Annotated in this window: 14 protein-coding genes; 9 read left to right on the top strand and 5 right to left on the bottom strand. The window is 39.3% G+C overall.

Features of this window, described 5'->3' with window-relative positions:
* Positions 1-194: 194 nt before the first annotated feature.
* The 6 genes from RIV7116_RS05770 to RIV7116_RS05745 all read left to right on the top strand — a co-directional run bounded on the left by RIV7116_RS05770 (position 195) and on the right by RIV7116_RS05745 (position 7778).
* Positions 195-2252 carry an NAD(P)H-quinone oxidoreductase subunit 5 gene (locus tag RIV7116_RS05770; RefSeq protein ID WP_015117337.1) on the top strand — a complete coding sequence of 686 codons (2058 nt, stop codon included), beginning with the start codon at positions 195-197 and terminating at the stop codon, positions 2250-2252.
* Between the two features lie 244 nt (positions 2253-2496).
* Positions 2497-4062: an NAD(P)H-quinone oxidoreductase subunit 4 gene (locus RIV7116_RS05765; RefSeq protein ID WP_198287604.1), complete on the top strand. Its 1566-nt coding sequence runs from the start codon at positions 2497-2499 to the stop codon at positions 4060-4062.
* Positions 4063-4680: 618 nt separating this feature from the next.
* Positions 4681-5652 (top strand): hypothetical protein, encoded by a 972-nt coding sequence (locus RIV7116_RS05760; protein ID WP_015117335.1) that lies wholly within the window; start codon positions 4681-4683, stop codon positions 5650-5652.
* A gap of 2 nt (positions 5653-5654) precedes the next feature.
* A complete protein-coding gene (locus RIV7116_RS36830; protein ID WP_015117334.1) occupies positions 5655-6059 on the top strand; it encodes a hypothetical protein in 405 nt (134 codons plus the stop codon).
* A 336-nt stretch (positions 6060-6395) separates the two neighbouring features.
* A complete protein-coding gene (locus tag RIV7116_RS05750) occupies positions 6396-6869 on the top strand; it encodes a DUF2141 domain-containing protein (protein ID WP_015117333.1) in 474 nt (157 codons plus the stop codon).
* A 225-nt stretch (positions 6870-7094) separates the two neighbouring features.
* On the top strand, positions 7095-7778 hold the full coding sequence (locus RIV7116_RS05745; RefSeq protein ID WP_015117332.1) for a hypothetical protein: 684 nt from the start codon (positions 7095-7097) through the stop codon (positions 7776-7778).
* Between the two features lie 76 nt (positions 7779-7854).
* On the opposite strand, the gene RIV7116_RS05740 is transcribed toward RIV7116_RS05745, so the two are convergent.
* From RIV7116_RS05740 to cofH, 3 genes are all read right to left on the bottom strand, one after another.
* Entirely contained in the window at positions 7855-9354 is a 1500-nt protein-coding gene (locus RIV7116_RS05740) for a family 10 glycosylhydrolase (RefSeq protein ID WP_015117331.1), read from the bottom strand.
* 619 nt (positions 9355-9973) lie between these two features.
* Entirely contained in the window at positions 9974-10372 is a 399-nt protein-coding gene (psb27, locus tag RIV7116_RS05735) for a photosystem II protein Psb27 (protein WP_044291547.1), read from the bottom strand.
* A gap of 191 nt (positions 10373-10563) precedes the next feature.
* Positions 10564-11706 (bottom strand): 7,8-didemethyl-8-hydroxy-5-deazariboflavin synthase subunit CofH, encoded by a 1143-nt coding sequence (gene cofH / locus RIV7116_RS05730; RefSeq protein WP_085977694.1) that lies wholly within the window; start codon positions 11704-11706, stop codon positions 10564-10566.
* A 186-nt stretch (positions 11707-11892) separates the two neighbouring features.
* Here cofH and RIV7116_RS05725 point away from each other — a divergent pair, with 186 nt between their 5' ends.
* Together RIV7116_RS05725 and RIV7116_RS05720 are read left to right on the top strand one after the other, a co-directional pair.
* Positions 11893-13134 carry a glycosyltransferase gene (locus tag RIV7116_RS05725; RefSeq protein WP_015117328.1) on the top strand — a complete coding sequence of 414 codons (1242 nt, stop codon included), beginning with the start codon at positions 11893-11895 and terminating at the stop codon, positions 13132-13134.
* An 85-nt stretch (positions 13135-13219) separates the two neighbouring features.
* Entirely contained in the window at positions 13220-14959 is a 1740-nt protein-coding gene (locus RIV7116_RS05720; RefSeq protein ID WP_015117327.1) for a hypothetical protein, read from the top strand.
* Positions 14960-15216: 257 nt separating this feature from the next.
* Here RIV7116_RS05720 and RIV7116_RS05715 read toward each other — a convergent pair whose 3' ends face one another.
* Complete coding sequence (locus RIV7116_RS05715; protein WP_015117326.1) at positions 15217-15819, bottom strand: DUF3318 domain-containing protein; 603 nt, start codon at positions 15817-15819, stop codon at positions 15217-15219.
* 276 nt (positions 15820-16095) lie between these two features.
* Here RIV7116_RS05715 and RIV7116_RS05710 point away from each other — a divergent pair, with 276 nt between their 5' ends.
* Positions 16096-16332, top strand: coding sequence for a hypothetical protein (locus RIV7116_RS05710; RefSeq protein WP_015117325.1), 237 nt, complete (start codon positions 16096-16098; stop codon positions 16330-16332).
* A 174-nt stretch (positions 16333-16506) separates the two neighbouring features.
* Here RIV7116_RS05710 and RIV7116_RS05705 read toward each other — a convergent pair whose 3' ends face one another.
* Entirely contained in the window at positions 16507-18084 is a 1578-nt protein-coding gene (locus RIV7116_RS05705) for an iron uptake porin (protein ID WP_015117324.1), read from the bottom strand.
* Between the last annotated feature and the right edge of the window lie 362 nt (positions 18085-18446).

Below are 18446 nucleotides of genomic sequence, written 5' to 3'. Positions count from 1 at the left end.
ATTATTAACAGTTCCGAGGAGGACAATTGCCTTGCGGATAGATAAGTGACGGGTACCATGAAAATTTTTTCTTAAAAAATTCTTATGGCAACCCTTGACGAAGGGCAGAGAGTTTTCTCTGTCGTAGCGAAACATTTTCTACTTCGCAGCAATGTTCTAATAAGAGTGAAGAATTCTAAAAGTAGGCATCAGTGATGGAAGTGATCTATCAATATGCTTGGCTGATTCCAGTTTTACCGCTTTTAGGAGCGATGCTGGTAGGCTTAGGCTTAATTTCGTTCAATCAGGTGACTAACCGCCTACGACAACTAAATGCCGTATTAATTATTTCTTTAATGGCAGCAGCTATGGGGCTGTCGTTTAGTTTGTTGTGGAGTCAAATCCAAGGACACGCTACTTATACGCGCACTTTGGAATGGGCAGCAGCAGGTAGCTTTCATTTGACTATGGGCTATACTGTTGACCACCTCACAGCAGTGATGTTGGCGATTGTGACCAGTGTAGCCGTGTTGGTGATGATATACACCGATGGCTACATGTCTCACGACCCAGGCTACGTAAGGTTTTATGCCTATTTAAGTTTGTTTGGCTCCTCAATGTTGGGTTTGGTAGTTAGTCCTAACCTGGTACAAATTTATATATTCTGGGAACTGGTCGGGATGTGTTCCTACTTGCTGGTTGGCTTCTGGTACGACCGCAAGTCAGCAGCAGATGCCGCTCAAAAAGCTTTTGTGACCAACCGAGTCGGTGACTTTGGTTTGTTGTTGGGCATATTAGGACTTTTCTGGGCGACGGGAAGCTTCGAGTTCGAGGTTATGGGCGATCGCCTCGCGGAACTAGTGCAAACTGGTTCTCTTAGTAACCTCTTAGCAATTTTGTTCGCGATTTTAGTCTTCTTAGGCCCGGTAGCAAAGTCGGCTCAGTTTCCCCTGCATGTTTGGCTTCCGGATGCAATGGAAGGTCCTACCCCGATTTCTGCCTTGATTCACGCGGCGACAATGGTGGCTGCGGGGGTTTTCCTAATTGCTCGGATGTACCCGGTATTTGAACATGTTCCGGCGGCAATGAACGTCATTGCTTATGTTGGCGCATTTACCGCGTTTATGGGAGCAACAATTGCCATAACCCAAAACGACATCAAGAAAGGTTTGGCTTACTCAACCATTTCCCAACTTGGCTATATGGTTTTGGCAATGGGAGTAGGTGCTTATACTGCCGGTTTTTTCCACTTGATGACCCATGCTTACTTTAAAGCCATGCTGTTCCTTGGTTCCGGTTCGGTAATTCACGGAATGGAGGGAGTTGTAGGTCACGATCCAGTTGTGGCTCAGGATATGCGAGCAATGGGCGGGCTGCGGAAATATATGCCAGTTACCGCAATTACCTTTTTGATTGGTTGCTTGGCAATTTCTGGTATTCCACCTTTTGCTGGTTTTTGGTCAAAAGATGAAATTCTTGGTTCTGCCTTTGCCGTTAATCCATTTTTGTGGTTCGTAGGTTGGTTAACTGCCGGAATTACTGCTTTCTACATGTTTAGAATGTATTTCATGACATTTGAAGGTAAATTCCGGGGTAAAGATGAAAGTGTTTTGCAACAGTTAACCCAACCAGCAGTTGCTACCAATTTTGGTCCTGGAGCAATGAAGCAGGGAGAATTAGAAAGTGACGACCATTCACACGATAGTCACGGACACAGCGATACACCCCATGAATCTCCGTGGACGATGACCTTACCGTTGATGGTTTTGGCAATTCCCTCAATGCTAATTGGTTTGGTAGGAACTCCTTATGCAAACTATTTTGAGGAGTTTATCTATCCACCCAGCGAAACCTTAGCTGAAGTGATGGAAAAAACTGCGGAATTCGATGCCACTGAGTTTTACACTATGGCAGGACTTTCCGTTGCGATAGCCGTTGCAGGAATTATCTTGGCTGTGTTGATGTATCGAGCCAAGAAAATCGACCCAGCAGCGATTGCAGCCAAAATTCCATCGCTTTACAAGCTATCCCTCAACAAGTGGTACTTCGATGATATTTACCATCGGGTATTTGTTCTTGGCTTGCGTCGTTTAGCCAGACAAGTATTGGAAGTTGACTTCCGAGTTGTTGATGGTGCTGTTAACCTCACCGGAATTTTCACTCTTTTCAGCGGTGAAAGTCTCAAGTACATAGAAACCGGACGCGCACAACTCTATGCTTTGATTATCTTCGGAGCTGTTTTGGGCTTGGTAATTGTCTTTGGTGTTACCTGAACAAGAAATGTAATGTGTTACGTTTCTACAGGTGAAGCAGTAATTCTGCGCTTGAGATACCCGTAGACCAAAGAATTAGATGAATGGGGATGAAGGCAGATAAACTAATTTCTCTGCCTTCATCTTTTTGACTTTTTGTTAAATCAACCGGAACATTCCCGCCAAATCAAAAAAAAACTGCTAATTAATAGCTAGTAGTTGATAGCCAAAATTTATTATTCCTTCCTAAGCAAAAGAGATGAATATAGCTAATTTTCCGTGGCTAACAACGATTATTTTGTTGCCAATAGCAGCATCGCTGCTGGTTCCTATCATTCCCGATAAAGACGGTAAAACAGTACGTTGGTTTGCCCTGATAGTCGGCTTGATAGACTTTGCGCTGATTGTTACCGCTTTTTATACCCAGTACGACTTCTCAAATCCCGATTTGCAATTGGTAGAGAGTTATCCTTGGGTTCCCCAATTGGGTTTAAATTGGTCGGTAGGGGCAGATGGCTTATCAATGCCCTTAATTCTTTTGACCGGATTCATTACCACGCTAGCAGTTTTGGCAGCTTGGCCGGTAACTTTTAAACCCAAGTTATTTTATTTTTTGATACTAGCAATGTACGGCGCACAAATTGCCGTGTTTGCAGTTCAAGATATGCTGTTATTTTTCCTAGTGTGGGAACTCGAATTAATTCCGGTTTACCTCCTATTGTCAATTTGGGGAGGTAAAAAGCGGCATTATGCAGCCACTAAGTTTATTTTGTATACCGCTGGTGGTTCGCTATTTATCTTGCTTGCATCCCTTGCAATGGCATTTTACGGCGATACCGTTACCTTTGATATGGCAACCTTAGCCGCAAAAGATTTTCCTCTCAAATTGGAACTTGGGCTTTATGCAGGTTTCTTGATCGCTTATGCTGTCAAATTACCCATCATTCCCCTGCATACCTGGCTACCAGATGCCCATGGCGAAGCCACAGCCCCCGTACATATGTTGCTAGCAGGGATTTTGTTAAAAATGGGCGGTTATGCGTTGATTCGCATGAATGCTCAAATGCTTCCCAATGCCCACGCTTATTTTGCGCCAGCCTTAGTAATTTTGGGGGTAGTAAATATTATTTACGCAGCCCTAACTTCCTTTGCTCAACGAAACCTGAAGCGGAAAATCGCCTACTCTTCAATTTCCCATATGGGGTTCGTGTTGATTGGTATTGCTTCCTTCACCGATTTGGGTTTGAGCGGAGCAGTACTGCAAATGGTTTCTCACGGATTAATTGGAGCAAGTTTGTTCTTCTTAGTTGGTGCGACTTACGATAGAACCCACACCTTGATGCTCGATGAAATGGGTGGTGTCGGTCAAAAAATGGGTAAAATCTTTGCCATGTTTACCACTTGTTCTATGGCTTCTTTAGCATTGCCAGGAATGAGCGGTTTTGTCGCAGAGTTAATGATATTTGTTGGTTTTGCTACCAGCGATGCTTATAACAACACCTTCAAGATATTTGTGGTGTTCTTGATGGCAGTTGGTGTTATTTTGACACCGATTTATTTGCTATCAATGTTGCGGGAGATTTTCTACGGTGAAGAAAACAAGGAGTTAACTTCTACTCAGAAGCTCATTGATGCCGAACCCCGCGAAATATTCATTGTTGCTTGTTTGTTGATTCCGATTATTGGAATTGGTTTATATCCCAAGATTTTGACTCAGATTTACGACTCGACAACAATTCAATTGACGGAAAGATTGCGCGATTCGGTACCAAGTTTGGCTCAGGAGAAAGTTCCTGCGGTTTCTATGAGTGCGCCGGAGATTGGCAATTAGTTTGATTTTGATTGCAAAGTAATTTTTATTTGATGGAAGGGATGGGTTTTTTTGCCTGTCCTTTTTTTTGTAGAGTTGTGGGGATAATCGTCCTGAATAACGCCCGCAGGTTGGAAACCTGGGGCTACATTTACAAAGCCCACCTGCGTGGGCTAATCGAATAATTATTTGTAGGGTGTGTGACGCTTTGATAATTTTTGTTCGTAGTTATAAGTTTTGTCGCGTCACGCACCAACAGTAATTTATGCTAATTTTTAAAATTTGAATATATCTAAATTGTGTAGAGACGGCGTATACACTGCAACGCCTCCATATTTTCGGTTGATATCGAGGATTTAATGAAATAGATTACTCATATTCTTGCCAAAGATTACGGATTAAATAACCGCAGAGGGCGCAGAGAGCGCAGAGCAAAGAAAGGAAGAGAGAGTTATTTTACACATAGCATTGAACGTTTATACTTCAGTAAACTTTATTTCTTGATTCAACTTTTAAATTCCTGCTCTGAAAAAAATGTTGATTAGTTAGTTGATTTGGGAAATTTAAATACAAGGTTAATTTTCCGTCGTAGAAATTTAGATAACATTTTTCAAAACTAACTTTAATAGGGAGCAATTTATGATTCCACTAATATTGGGTGCTGCTGCTTTAGCTACTGGTGCTTTGGGGGTTGGAGCAGGCATTTCAGGTTTATCTGATATGGATGAAGCGAAGGAAATTGGTGAAGAAGCTCAAAGAGATTATGAAGATGCTGTTTACTATTTGAATTCACAAAGAGAAGAAACTAATCAATTAGCAAAATATTATGGTGAATTTCAGATGAATGTCATGATAGATACAATCGGACGTTTTGTTGACTTCATCGAAAAAAACATCGGCAATACTAAACAAAGTCAAAATAAATTTTTAGCTGGGCTTGATGGAATTTCAGTCAAGCAAATCAAGGAATACAAAACAGCAACAGTTGAAGCTGAACAATTTTTTCAAGGAGGTATTAAGGCTATCGGAGGAGCAGCAGCAGGATACGGTGGTGCAATGAGCCTTGCTACTTCCGTAGGAGTCGCAAGCACAGGAACTGCGATCTCAGGTTTAAGCGGTGCTGCTGCGACAAATGCAACTCTTGCATGGTTCGGTGGTGGCTCGCTTGCTGCTGGTGGCGGTGGTATGGCACTTGGCTCTCTTGTATTAGGTGGAATTACTGTTGGTCCGGCTTTAATGATTGGTGGGTTTGTGTTTGCAGGAGAGCAAGAAAAAGCTTTAACAAAAGCACGAGAATATCAAGCGAAAGTTAACAAAGCAACTGTTGAAATTGATGGAGTTAGTGATTTTTTAGAACAAGTAAAACAGCGGATTTATGAATTAGGATATTTACTCAAATCTCTTAATGAACGAGCAACTGATGAACTTGATGAACTAGAATCTCTACCGTATTTTGATAAAAATCGTGACGCAGGTCAATTTCAACAAGTAGCCCTATTAATAAAAGCAATTTCAGAAATCATGAAAACTCCGGTTTTAGATAGCCGAGGACAGCTTAATCCTGCTGCTGCGAGAATTACGGCTAAGTACAGCAGTTTGGGAGATTATTAAAGATGTCACTTAAGAAAATTAAAAACTTTGGGCTACAAAATTTAAATCCTGCTGAATCTCTTGAACAAATGGTTTCAGCTTATACGGAATACCTCACAATTGCCGAACAAGAAAAGACTAAACGCCGCGATATTGAAGCTTGGGAAAAGGAAAGTATCACAAGAATTAATGCTCAACGGGATGTGTTAATGACATACCTTGAGCGTTCCTTTGACGAACGAGCCGATAATTTTCGCGCTTTGTTTGGTGTAGTTGATAATGCTCTTGTATCAGGTGATAACCAACAATTAGCTCTTGCTTTAAATTCGATTACTGAAATAGCTAAATCTAGTCCTTTTAAAGACTTGGCTGATTTAAGTAGCGTTCGTGCTGCGCTTAATAATCCCGACCATGTATGGGAATTTTGATTAAATCATAAACATATTTGGTGCGTAAGGCTATAAACTTTTTAACGAAATATCAAATCTATCCAAGCATCACACACCCTACAAAATATTTACAAGAGCCCGTGCAGACGGGATTCGTTCTTGTAGCCCCAGGTTTCTAACCTGCGGGCATTTTTTATATGTTTGTGCTGCAAACGTTTAAAAGAGTTGGGTTTAGATCCAGATAGTTTAGGTTAAAAGTAAAACTACGCTACATTGTAAAACTCACTGATGGCTGCCGTAACATTGTGTACTAGTAAATTTATAGAGTCAATTATTTGCTTTATTCTGTAAGAGTTTGTTTCGGTGGCAATTTGTATGAATTTACTAAAGAATAAGTTTCAAGTCGGTATTGCACTTTTGAGTGTTATTGGCAATTTAGCATTTTTACCTAGCGCTGAAGGTAGTGTAAATAGTAATCTTTCAGTCACTGTTAAAGGACTCAAAAATCAAAAAGGACAAGTTTGTTTCAGCCTTTTTTCTAGCAGTCGCGGTTTTCCTAGCAATAATAAGCGTGCTATCAAAGCGCAGTGCGTCAAGCTTGGAAATAACAACGTCAAACTAAATATTCCTTCTTTAAAAGCTGGTACTTATGCTGTAGCAATGTTTCACGATAAGAATGGCGATGGAAAACTTAATACAAACTCTTTAGGTATCCCTAAGGAAGGTTTCGGATTTTCTCGCAATCCTAGAATTCTTACAGGTCCTCCTAAGTTTGGCGATTCGGCTGTATTTGTAGTTGGTTCGAGAACTAATATTCAAATTAATATGAATTATTTCCTAGGTGGTTAAGGCTCTACTAAAAATTTTTCGATAGTTTACCCTCCCCAATAATTTGAGGAGGGTTTTATATTTTCACAAATTTACCAATATAGTATTTATGTATTAAAATTTTAACTAAGCTGGTAACATAAGCCGATACATGGATGATAATTCACGGGCGATCGAGGGAATTATATGTATAAAGCCGTTGATAACGGGTTCTAAAAAACACTAATTAATAAAAATAACGGAAGAATGGATATTAAATTAGGTTTTGGAGCAATTCCAAGATTGCAGTATATTTTCGTCAGCAGAGAAAATGATTATTGCTGGTACTCGCTTTCTGAAGACAAAAAGCAGATTCCAATTTACGATAAAGCTTTGACTGGTGTGATAACAGGAATAGAAGTTAATAAGAAAGTAGAAACTTCATTTGGAGAAACGGAAAAAACCGATTTATATATTCTCGCCGATAAGCCTTATGTTGTACGTTCGGGTAGTGATTCTTACTTCTCTAAAGGTTTACTGTTGTCTTTGGATAAACTGAGTTCTGAAGAATTACAGCAGCCATTAACAATTGCTGTTGAACCTGGAGATAAAAAAATAGTCTTTTGCAATGTCTATAATCCAGCAACTTACAGGAGTATTGATGTTAGTTGGGACGAACATAAAGAAATCAACTGGCAAGCTTTAGGAAAAAATATCAGTTTGAAAGTTAATCATAAAGCTCTGCATATCAACGACGAACTGACAACCGCACAATTGCGAGAAAATTTAATTGCTCAATCTGATAAATATTTGAGGCTTTTAAATTGGAATACAGAACAAGGAAGGCAGTACTTGCTGCAAAGATATCACAAACGCTCGCGTCAACAACTAACTGATGCAGAACTTTTAGATTTTATTGAATATTTGAAGTTGCAACCCCAAAGTTTGTAACTATTAGGAATTATTTTGCTACCAGCGGAATTTAAGTGATTAGAGACGTAGCACTGCTACGTCTCTACATTTTTGATTAACGCACTCTACAGAATTTTCGATTGGTATCGTCTTGGGGATTTTGCCAAGAGTAAGCAAAATGGCTGACTCCTTTGATATATGGCTTGTACTTACTCAAATTACGCATTTGTACTTCTAAAGGTGGACGATTACTGATGGATTTACCCCAAGCACCGGCTAAAGCTGGAATTATTTGAGTTCCGGGTTTAGCGGTGTTTAATACTCTTTTTACTTGAGAAACAATACACTGACTGGTACCGCATTTTCCGTAAGCCATCGGATGCCATTCCAAGGAATTAGGAAATCTATCCCAGGGTTGTAAGCGGGAATCATAACCTTTTCCTACTGTTTTATTTCCGCCAGGGAAAAATACTACTCCTGCGGGTACTCCCTGTTGCTGGGCTGGATAAGCAGCAAGAGCGACAAAATCTAAAATACCCTGCATTGCATGAGCTACGGAAAGCTGCCACAATTCTGATTGCAGTAAGGGTTGCCTTTGTTGTGGAGAGCTAAGTGCTTTTTGTTCAATTGGGGGAGTACGCCCTTGCCATAAAGGTTCTCCTTCTTGGGGATACTGTTCGTCAAGCCTTGCTATATCTGATGATGTAACGTATCCCTTGCTCAAAAATAGCCGAATTAGCCCCAATCCTTTATTATTCAGCGCTCTTTGAAATAATGCTTGTTGAGTCGATTTGCTGTACAACCACAAATCCGTAACTCTTGTAGCAATCGAATCTTTACCTGCTTGACGCGGATAGCGCACGTAGTCAAACAGTACACCATCCGGACGACGGCGCATTACCTCCGTTACCATTTGGTAGAAGTCACGTTTTGCCTGTAAATTGTAAGGATCTACAAATACTTGAGAGCCATTATCTACTACATAAAGGCTTGTTTGACCTTTTCCGTTACGAGCGATCGCCTCTTCTCTATCTTTACGTCGAGCGTAGGTATAGCCAAAATTAGTGGTAAACATCCACGAGTATACTTTTAATCCCCGTTCGCGCCCTTTTAGAATGGCTTGAGCCAACAAATCGGTCTTTTCTTGACCTTTAGTACGAATTACAGAAGGCCACGCTGTACGATTCGAGCTTGCTGGTAATAATACTCGCCCATCGTAAAAAGTTTCTACGTAAACTTGGTTGTACCCCAGGTTGACAATATTATCCATAATTTTGTCAAGTGCCCCTGCTTGAACGTCGCAGGGATACAAACGCAACCAAACAGCTTGAACTTGAGGCCAGGTACGTCTGCGACAGTCTTGTACTGCTCGTGAATGCTGTCTGGCTAATTGCTGATAACGATTTGCTGCTTCCCGGTTGCCTTTTCGTGCCAACAAACGCAATTGTTCTTTTCGTTTAACTTCGGTAGATGATATATGGCAATACCTGGTTACTTGTGCGTTCGCTGACTCAGTTTTTTGGGACGGAAGAAACAGGGTTGTACTGAAAATTACTGCAAACAGTTGTCGTAAAATTAACTTTGGTTTTGCGACATTCAAGGGACGCTTAGACATACTCACTAATAAAATTTAAAAAAGTAACCAACCCCAATACACTTCTATTAGGTAACGTGTATTTTATTACATAAAAAGCAAGATGGAGCTTTAAAGCCTATATTTTATAGACTTTATTATTTACATTTCTGTTGCCGTATATCAATATTCGATTTTTTTCAAAATGTCAATAGTCACGAGCCTAAGTAATTATATGTCTGTTTTATTGCTTTTTAAGATACCGTAGTATCTGTAGGCAGATATAATACTCAGTTATTTTAGTAATTAAGTTTGCTCTAATATTTTGCGATAAGTAATAAATCCGTAAACTAATTTAGTATAAAAAGTGTGAGATTAAAACGCGGTATTATAGCCGACGACTAGTAAAGTCTATCTATAAGCGATAGATTCTTGAGATACATCCGGCTCCGATAGTAGGAATATGAAATTTATAGTTGTGAAAACGAGTTTAGCTTTAATAGAGGTTAAAAATAAGGACTATATTGCCCTTTATACAAAATAAATAAAGGATAATTGATAACAAATCAAAAACAAGAAAGATTTAACAAAAAGTTAAGGTTAGTAGTTATTTTTCTGGAATCCTAACTACTAACCGTAAATTAATAAAGTGATATCGCAATTACGAGCCACGTTTGAGCGCAGCTTCTACTTGCTTAAACTCTTTTTCCAAACGATTTTTTAGTTTTTCAGGTACCGGACGATTTGGATAAGAACTGTAATGTCCTGCTAAGGAGTTAAGAGCAGTTCGCATAGTTGTAAAGGAACTTAGACCGGATACAGATGTATTACGCTGATAGCGAGCTGCAAACTCATTAATTTTTTTGCGTGCTTCTGCTTGAACTGCTGCTTTATCAGCGGCATCATCGGGTGAGGCTAAAGCTTCTCTCAATACGTTGACAATGTTTAAAGTATCTTGCCGATAATCGCCAGTTAGTTTATCTGGAGCGCCGGAACATCCAGTCAAACCTATAACTACAACCAAAACTAAGGCAAGTAAACGTGACCAATAGCGCTTCATATGCATTGTTTGTGAACAAATACTTAAATCAACGTCCATCGTATCTTGTATTTGTATCCTAGGGATCTTTCTTGAAGAAGCGTTAAGCAGCGAACAGTTACCGATTACCTTGCAAATTGCTCATCCTAAAATCTAGAATTATCTTCTCTATGCCCCATGCCCAATTCCCCATCCCCTATTCTCTATTCCCTTCAAACTGTTTCATAAAGCGTATTGCGCTGTTGATAAGGTCTTCCTAAAGAAGCTATGGTAGTTTTTAAAGCTTCAACTTCCATGCAGGTACCACCTACAGCACCTGCCATTGTGGTGATATGCTCTTCCATTAAGGTACCGCCGATGTCGTTACAGCCACAATTTAAAGCTTTTGCTGCTCCGTCAATTCCTAGTTTTACCCAACTCGGTTGATGGTTTGGTATCCAATTCCCTAAATAAATTCTGGCTACAGCGGTAAGTAATAGTGATGAATCTAACTGTGGCTGGTCGCGTCCGACACGTTTACGTAAGGGTTTTGGCGCTTCTTGACCGACGAATGGTAATAAAATAAACTCCGTAATTCGAGCTGGATAAGCCTTATTTACGGCAGTTTGCTGTAGCGATCGCAATTTTTCTAAATGTCCAATTTGCTGTTCTACGGTTTCAATATGTCCCGACAACATGGTGCTGGTAGTGGGTAAACCTAATTGATGGGCAGTGCTAACAATTTCTAACCAAGTTGCTGCGTTGGTTTTTTCGGGACAAAGAATACGTCTGACTTCATCATCTAATACTTCTGCTGCTGTTCCCGGCATGGAACCCACGCCAGCTTCTTGTAAAGCGGCTATCACTTGTGCATAACTTAGTCCATCAAGTCTGGCGATAAATTGTATTTCTTGGGGAGAGAAAGCATGAAGATGTAATTGAGGAAATTCTTGTTTGATAGTTTTTACTAATTTGAGATAGTAATTTAAAGATTTGCCGTCTATTTTTGCTTCGGGATTTAATCCGCCTTGCATACAAATTTCAGTTGCACCACGTTTGACTGCATCTGTGGTTTTTTCTAAAATTTGCCCCCAATCCAACCAGAAAGCACCTTCATCACCTTCATCTCTCCTGAATGCACAGAAGCTACAGTGTTGCTCGCATATGTTAGTAAAATTAATATTTCTATTGATTATATAGGTGACGGTATCTCCGGCTTGAGAAAATCTGAGTTTGTCGGCTGTTGTATGAATAGCATCTATAACGCTGTTGTCGGTTTGTTCTAATAATGTAATTCCTTCTGCGGGAGATAAATCGTAGCCCCTGACGGCACGTTCAAGAATTGCATCAACCGTATTTTTTACAGGAATTTTCATAGGAATTTGTTGAAACAATAGTAATTCTCAAATTAGGGATATATATTATTTTTGCAGGTTATTTCAATTTGTAATCTAAATTACCGCATAACTCTGAACTCTCGATCTTTCAAAAATACTCATTTTAAAAAAGTGAATTTCAAGCATAATAACTAAAAGCACTTTTCGAGCGTATTCTTTTTCTTCATGAGTATCATCAAACCGAAGAATCTTTTATCAGTGCCAAGCGGAGAGTTACGGATTCCCCGATTACCGCTTAGAGCCGGTATTACCAATAAAAGCATTTTATTCTCATTGGTTATTCCTACTTACCTTGAAGCCGGTAATATAAATAAAATCGTCAGGACATTAACTCGCTTGCTTGATGAAAATATACCGGGAGATTACGAGCTAATTATAGTTGATGATAATAGCCCGGATGGTACTTGGGAAGTTGCTTTATCTATGACTTCAGAATTCCCGCAGTTACAGGTGATGCGACGAGAAAACGAACGAGGGCTTTCTTCTGCGGTAATTCGCGGCTGGCAAAATTCGAGAGGGCAAATATTAGGTGTAATCGATGGAGATTTGCAGCATCCACCCCACATATTGTTGCAATTATTAAATGCCATTCAAAAAAAAGCAGATTTAGCCGTTGCCAGTCGTCATGTGAATGGTGGTGGTGTAAGTAGCTGGAGTTTTATTCGACGTTTATTATCTCGCGGCGCTCAATTGTTAGGGTTGATTATATTACCGCGAGTCACGGGTAGAGTTTCCGATCCGATGAGCGGTTATTTTATGGTGCATCGTAGCTGCATAGAAGATACAATTTTTAATCCTATAGGCTACAAAATTCTGTTAGAAGTTTTGGGAAGAGGAAAAGTAGACGAAATCGCTGAAGTTGGTTATGTATTTTGCGAGCGTCAAGATGGAGAAAGTAAAGTGAGTTGGAAGCATTATCTTGACTATATTCGTCACCTATTAAGGCTGCGTTTTTCTTCGCAAAAGGTAGAACAATTGAGCCAGCGTTGGGGTTTTCCCATTGGTAAATTTATTCGTTTCGGTTTGGTGGGTTTAAGCGGGGTATTTGTAGATATGACAATTCTTTACTTACTCAGCGACCCTAATACTTTAGCTTTGCCTTTAACTCGCAGTAAAATTATTGCGGGAGAAATTGCTATTTTAAATAATTTCTTGTGGAATGACGCTTGGACTTTTGCTGATGTCGCCATGCAACAAAAAGGACTCAAACAACGTTTGAAGCGATTCTTGAAATTTAATATTATTTGTTTGGCAGGATTAGCAATAAATGTGTTGGTGTTGAATTTAGTATTTAATTTTGTTATTTCTAATCGTTATATTGCAAATCTAATTGCGATTGCTGTAGCTACCGTATGGAATTTTTGGGTGAATCTGAAACTAAGTTGGCGAGTAACGCAAGTCAAGTAATTTCAAATGGTTATATGATTTCGTAATGCGAACTTTAGTAATATAAATGCGTCTACTGTCGATTAAGATGAGTTGATGGTTAGCTATGGCTCGCATATATTCCCGATGGTTTCACGTTTTATTGCTTCTGGCTTGGCTAGTCATCGGAATTAGTTTACGTTTGACTAATTTGTCTGGTAAATCTCCTTGGACTGATGAATTTTCGACTTTAGTATTTAGTTTGGGTAATAGTTTTTTAGGAGTACCTTTAGACCAAGCTATTACTATTGATACTTTATTGCAACCGCTCCAACCAAATCCCGATGCTGCACTCAGGAATGTTTTAATTAATTTATTTAGTGAAAGTAACCATCCGCCAATATATTTTGTCTTGACTCATTTGTGGTTAAAGTTATTTCCCACAAATGCAGGGTTAGTTTCTGTATGGGGTGCCCGCTTACTTGCTGCAATATTCGGTGGATTATCAATTCCAGCAATATTTGGCTTTAGCTGGTTGGCATTTCGTTCCCGTTTGATAAGTCATTTAGCTGCTGCAATGATGGCAGTATCGCCGTTTGGTATTTTTTTAGCCCAAGAAGCTCGTCACTATACTTTAGCTATTTTATGGGTAATAGCAAGTCTGGCTTGTTTAATTGTTGCCTTACGTCATATTAATAACCGCACTCAATTACCGATTCATATCGCACTTTTTTGGGTGATAGTTAACGCTTTAGGTATTGCCACTCATTACTTTTTTGCTCTTACTCTTTGTGCAGAAGTTTTTGTTTTAATGTTGACGATATGGCAAGAGTGGAGAAACAAGAATGCATTAGTTGAAAAGCATAGTTTGAATTTACTTATTTCTCCGTGGAAACGAATTTATGCAGTTGCTCTTGGTACATTTATCTCTGGGTTAGTATGGGTGCCAATATTTATTAGCAACAGCTACGGTGATGATTTAACAGATTGGATTCAAGGAGAGCGTGTTGGATTTGCGTGGATTAGTCCGATTTTTCAAGCAATAGCCGCTTGGATTACAATGATTTCTTTATTACCAGTTGAAGCATCTCAATTAGCGGTGGTGATTGCTTCTGGATTGGTGATGATTATTTTCTTTGTTTGGTTAATACCGATTTTGATTCGCGGTTATATTCAGCTATCCAAGTCGCAAAATCAGTTAATGATTAGAGCATTATCCAGCTTTATTTTGGGAGCAATTATTTTATTTTTTATATTTACTTATTTTCTAGGAATTGACTTAACACGCGGTGCTAGATACAACTTTGTTTATTTTCCCGCAGTAATAGTTTTAGTGGGAGCGATTTTAGCAGCAATTTGGGATACTAAAAGCGCAGAAAAGATTAAATGGGGATTTACGGGTAAACAAACGGTAGCGATAATTTTACTAATGGGATTGATTAGTTCAATTACCGTCGTTGGCAATTTGGGATATCAAAAATATTATCGTCCAGATTTATTTGTAAAATTAATCGAAAAAACCTCCCAAAACCCAGTACTTATCACTACTACCCAAAAAACCCACGTTCAAATAGGGGAAATGATTGGAGTCGCTAGAGAATTTAAGCTTGAATTTTTCAATCAAAATTTAAATCAAAATTTAAATCGAAATTTAAATAAAAACCCAAAATTTTTACTAGCTCATCAAGATAAAGATAGAAAAGTCCCTACAATTACTTTACAAAATACATTAAAAACATTATCACGACCAATTGATTTATGGCTGGTAAACTTTCATGCACCAGCAGAAGTTAATAACTGTATTGCAGACGATCGAGCTTTACCAAGTATTGACGGTTACGAGTATAAGCTTTTTCACTGTAAGTAAATTGTAATTGGTAATTGGTAAGTAGGTAGGCGTAATTAAATATAAAATGAAACCTCACCCTCAATCCCTCTCCTTACTAAGGAGAGGGAAGCTGGTAGGTTGGGTTAGACGCACAAAAATATTGAACAAGCAACGAATAATTTACTAAGCGTCGTAACCCAACATTGCATTGCTGGTATGTAATGACTCCACAATCATGATGTTGGGTTACGACACGATAAATATATTTTCTTGTTGTATCACCAATTTTTTCGTGTCTAACCCAACCTACTCCCTATTCCTACTTCCGAAAAACCTGCTATTGTTCGCAAATTTTGAGTACGAATTAAGTCGATAAAATTTAAAGTGGAACGCTTTTCGATTTTTGCAACAGCTTCAATTGCTTTTAGAAGATGTTCTGCTGCTTCGGTTTCGCTATAACCTCGTCGCTGCACTAAACGAATAGCAGCAATATCGGCAGCAATTTCCGACTCTTGAGAACGATTAGTACGATACCAACGCAGAATAGCGATCGCACTTAATCCAGCAGCTGCAACAACTCCCACTGCGTCACCTTGAGCCGATTCTATCAAACCACCAAAAAGTCCAACTAACGCCACACCTTGATATATACTTGGCTTAAACCACTCTACCCCCGTTAACCAGCTAACGGTACGCAACAGCAATAAATTTCGTTGTTGTTTTGCCAGATTGTGCCACAAATCAAAGTTAATATAGATTGGTCTTTCTCGATGCCAAGGTAATGGGAACGATGCATCAATTACCTTTGTTTGCTCCGGTTTACTAATTATTTTTACCGAACCCCTAGCTGAAGCAGGCATCAAATCTGACAAATAACGAATTTCTACCTTTGGCTCCATAATTTTTGTTTTTAGAATAGGGCATTGGGCATCGAGAATTGGGAATAGATATTTACTTATAGAAAATGCAAGTGATAACTTATTTTGAATTATTGAAAGCTTAAGTGGCAATCTCAAACCACTACAAATTCTCAAGAAGTATGCAATTTGTGAGTTGCTAATTTTTCTTACCTTATCTGAAAATACATAACGTGAAATAGTAAAGTAAAATTACCGGCTTCCCAACGCCCAATTCCCGATGCCCAAAGTCCAATACTTACCGTCATATTAATTTTTATGGATGCTTTTGCTCCTGTAGCTCCTCAATGGACAAATCAAGCTACTCATGCTTTAGAATTTTGCTGTCCTAAGTGTGGTTCAACAAGTCGTGAGGCTGAAAGAGTTTGGATAAATAGACGTTCCCCTGTAGTTACAGAAGGATATCGTCGTAAATGGCAAGAATTTTATTACTGTAACTGCTCTTATGTATGGTGGGCTTGGAGTAATGATAGACCACCTGCGGATAATTCTTAATCTGTAATTGTTAAATCTGAAGGCATCTACGATACCCTGCGCTACATAAATCTAACAGATCGAAAATATTAAAAAACCTGCTGGTAGCAGGTTTGCAAAAAACATCAAAAACATTAAAATTTTTGTAGGACAGGCATTTATACCTGTCCAATATACCGCTCTAATTCAACAGATTTAGAATTTGAAGGTTGTACGTAATGTACCAACGTAAACGGTGTCGTTATTGTTGTTGTGTTCGGGGTTGAAGATTACTAACAAGCCAGGAGTAACGGCAATATTGTCGTTAAGCTTCATCTTGTAAAGACCTTCTAAGTGGTAAGAAGTATCTTGGTCTTCAGTACCACTCGCAAAACCACTGATTTTAGTTAATTTTGGTGGCTGACCGAAGATTAGACCCAAAGTATTACCCTTAGAACCAAAGTCTTTCATGCCGAGTGTCGCAGCCCAGTACTGAACTTCAGAATCTCCAGCACCATTAAATTCATCAGCATCAACAAAACCATACCAACCAGCAAGAGTTGTCTTTTTATTGAGTTTTAAAGCTGCTTGTACACCGTAGTGATTGGATTTAGTTGCAACACCACTACCAAAAGGTCTTCTAGCCAAGCTACTACCGGTGCTACCAGTAACGTTGGCACTACCACTATCAAAACGACGCACGTAGGTCAAACCTAGATTCAAAGATTTCATAGGTTTCAATTCGACCTGACCTAAGAAGGCATTATCGCCATTGAAAAAGCCACTATCGGTTTTGGTAGGATTGCCAGAAGTATAAGCTCCAGTCAATTTGATCGGAGATTTCTTACCACCCAAGGTAGCTGTTACACCAGCGTCACCGCTCGCAGCGCGGTAAATGGGGTTGAAACGTCCGTAACGAGAGATAGCACCACCACCACTGCTCTTAAACAACGGGTTGAACACGTTGACGTTATCGTTAAGATCGGCTTCATTTGCATCAATCTTAACCATTACTCCTTTCGCAGGCTTGAAGGTGTAGTTTAATTCGGTGAGGTCAACATTGTTTTCGTTGCTACCTTCAAAGCCCAAACGAGCCATTCTGGTGCCTGTGATATCGTCAAATCCAGGAGTATTGCGAGCCTGCAAACGAACTCTTAACTTATCCTTACCAGTGAAACTGCTATCAAAGGTTAAGCGAACTCTGTTGGTTAAGATTACGTTTTCATCGATGTCTCCGCCGCCAACTTTCTCATCACCAAAAGCACCAGATACAGCAAAGATTGCTTCACCTTTCAACTTAGCAGTAGTAGAAAACTGGTTGCTTTCTAATTCAGCAGCGCGGAATTCTAAACCATCTACACGTCCGCGTAGAGTCGCTAATTCAGCAGCATACTCTTCTTGCAAGCGCTTCAATGTATTTAAGTCACCAGAATTAACTTGCTCGGTTGCGATCGCAATCAATTCGTTAACGCGATCCAAGCAAGCGTTCAAACCAGCAGCAAATTCGTAACGAGTTAAAGCACGATTGCCACGGAAGGTGCTGTTGGGATAACCAGCAATACAACCGTAACGCTCAACCAAAGATTGCAGTGCTTGGAATGCCCAATCGGTGGGCTGTACGTCGGTAAACTGGGAAACGGATGTTACCTGACCAATGTTAGATTCTTCAGATAGCTCAGCAACAGAAGTGTTTTTTTCGGTTGCTTCACCAGCGAATGCGCTGTTAGCAGCGAAAAATGTTGCAGCAAGAACCACTGGACTCAACTTGAAAACGTTCCAGAAAAGCTTTGTCATTTTTTTCTCTCACTCACACCTACCGTTTTAGCCACCACCAAATTATTCGTTTTTTCTTTTACGAATATTTACTAGTTGCTGTTGTGTTAAATTTAAAGTCATTAATAGTGGTTAAAACAAGTCAACTAATACACTTTTCTCAGATTTCTTTTTTTTTAATCTATTTGACGTAGGAAAAATAGAGATTGTGAGTATATTAACGTTGGATGATTGTTTAAATTTTATAGCAGATATTTTTATTGTATTAGGTATTCTAAATCACACTACATATAATTTGAGGATAAAAGAAGTTAAAAGTAAAAATAAGTGCGTAAGGAAACTATTTAGAAGCCCGGTATCTTCAAGATACCGGGCTTTTTTTA

The sequence above is a fragment of the Rivularia sp. PCC 7116 genome, from assembly GCF_000316665.1.
Lineage (GTDB): Bacteria > Cyanobacteriota > Cyanobacteriia > Cyanobacteriales > Nostocaceae > Rivularia.
Note: the sequence above shows the minus strand (reverse complement) of the source record. Positions and strands in the feature narration are given on the sequence as shown.

What these genes read in the sequence shown, in the direction of transcription:
- RIV7116_RS05710 (WP_015117325.1), top strand. Translation starts at nt 16,096, where the DNA reads ATGGATGCTTTTGCTCCTGTAGCTCCTCAATGGACAAATCAAGCTACT.
- RIV7116_RS05715 (WP_015117326.1), bottom strand. Translation starts at nt 15,819, where the DNA reads ATGGAGCCAAAGGTAGAAATTCGTTATTTGTCAGATTTGATGCCTGCT.
- RIV7116_RS05720 (WP_015117327.1), top strand. Translation starts at nt 13,220, where the DNA reads ATGGCTCGCATATATTCCCGATGGTTTCACGTTTTATTGCTTCTGGCT.
- cofH (WP_085977694.1), bottom strand. Translation starts at nt 11,706, where the DNA reads ATGAAAATTCCTGTAAAAAATACGGTTGATGCAATTCTTGAACGTGCC.
- RIV7116_RS36830 (WP_015117334.1), top strand. Translation starts at nt 5,655, where the DNA reads ATGTCACTTAAGAAAATTAAAAACTTTGGGCTACAAAATTTAAATCCT.
- RIV7116_RS05725 (WP_015117328.1), top strand. Translation starts at nt 11,893, where the DNA reads ATGAGTATCATCAAACCGAAGAATCTTTTATCAGTGCCAAGCGGAGAG.
- RIV7116_RS05705 (WP_015117324.1), bottom strand. Translation starts at nt 18,084, where the DNA reads ATGACAAAGCTTTTCTGGAACGTTTTCAAGTTGAGTCCAGTGGTTCTT.
- RIV7116_RS05760 (WP_015117335.1), top strand. Translation starts at nt 4,681, where the DNA reads ATGATTCCACTAATATTGGGTGCTGCTGCTTTAGCTACTGGTGCTTTG.
- RIV7116_RS05750 (WP_015117333.1), top strand. Translation starts at nt 6,396, where the DNA reads ATGAATTTACTAAAGAATAAGTTTCAAGTCGGTATTGCACTTTTGAGT.
- psb27 (WP_044291547.1), bottom strand. Translation starts at nt 10,372, where the DNA reads ATGAAGCGCTATTGGTCACGTTTACTTGCCTTAGTTTTGGTTGTAGTT.
- RIV7116_RS05740 (WP_015117331.1), bottom strand. Translation starts at nt 9,354, where the DNA reads ATGTCTAAGCGTCCCTTGAATGTCGCAAAACCAAAGTTAATTTTACGA.
- RIV7116_RS05745 (WP_015117332.1), top strand. Translation starts at nt 7,095, where the DNA reads ATGGATATTAAATTAGGTTTTGGAGCAATTCCAAGATTGCAGTATATT.
- RIV7116_RS05770 (WP_015117337.1), top strand. Translation starts at nt 195, where the DNA reads ATGGAAGTGATCTATCAATATGCTTGGCTGATTCCAGTTTTACCGCTT.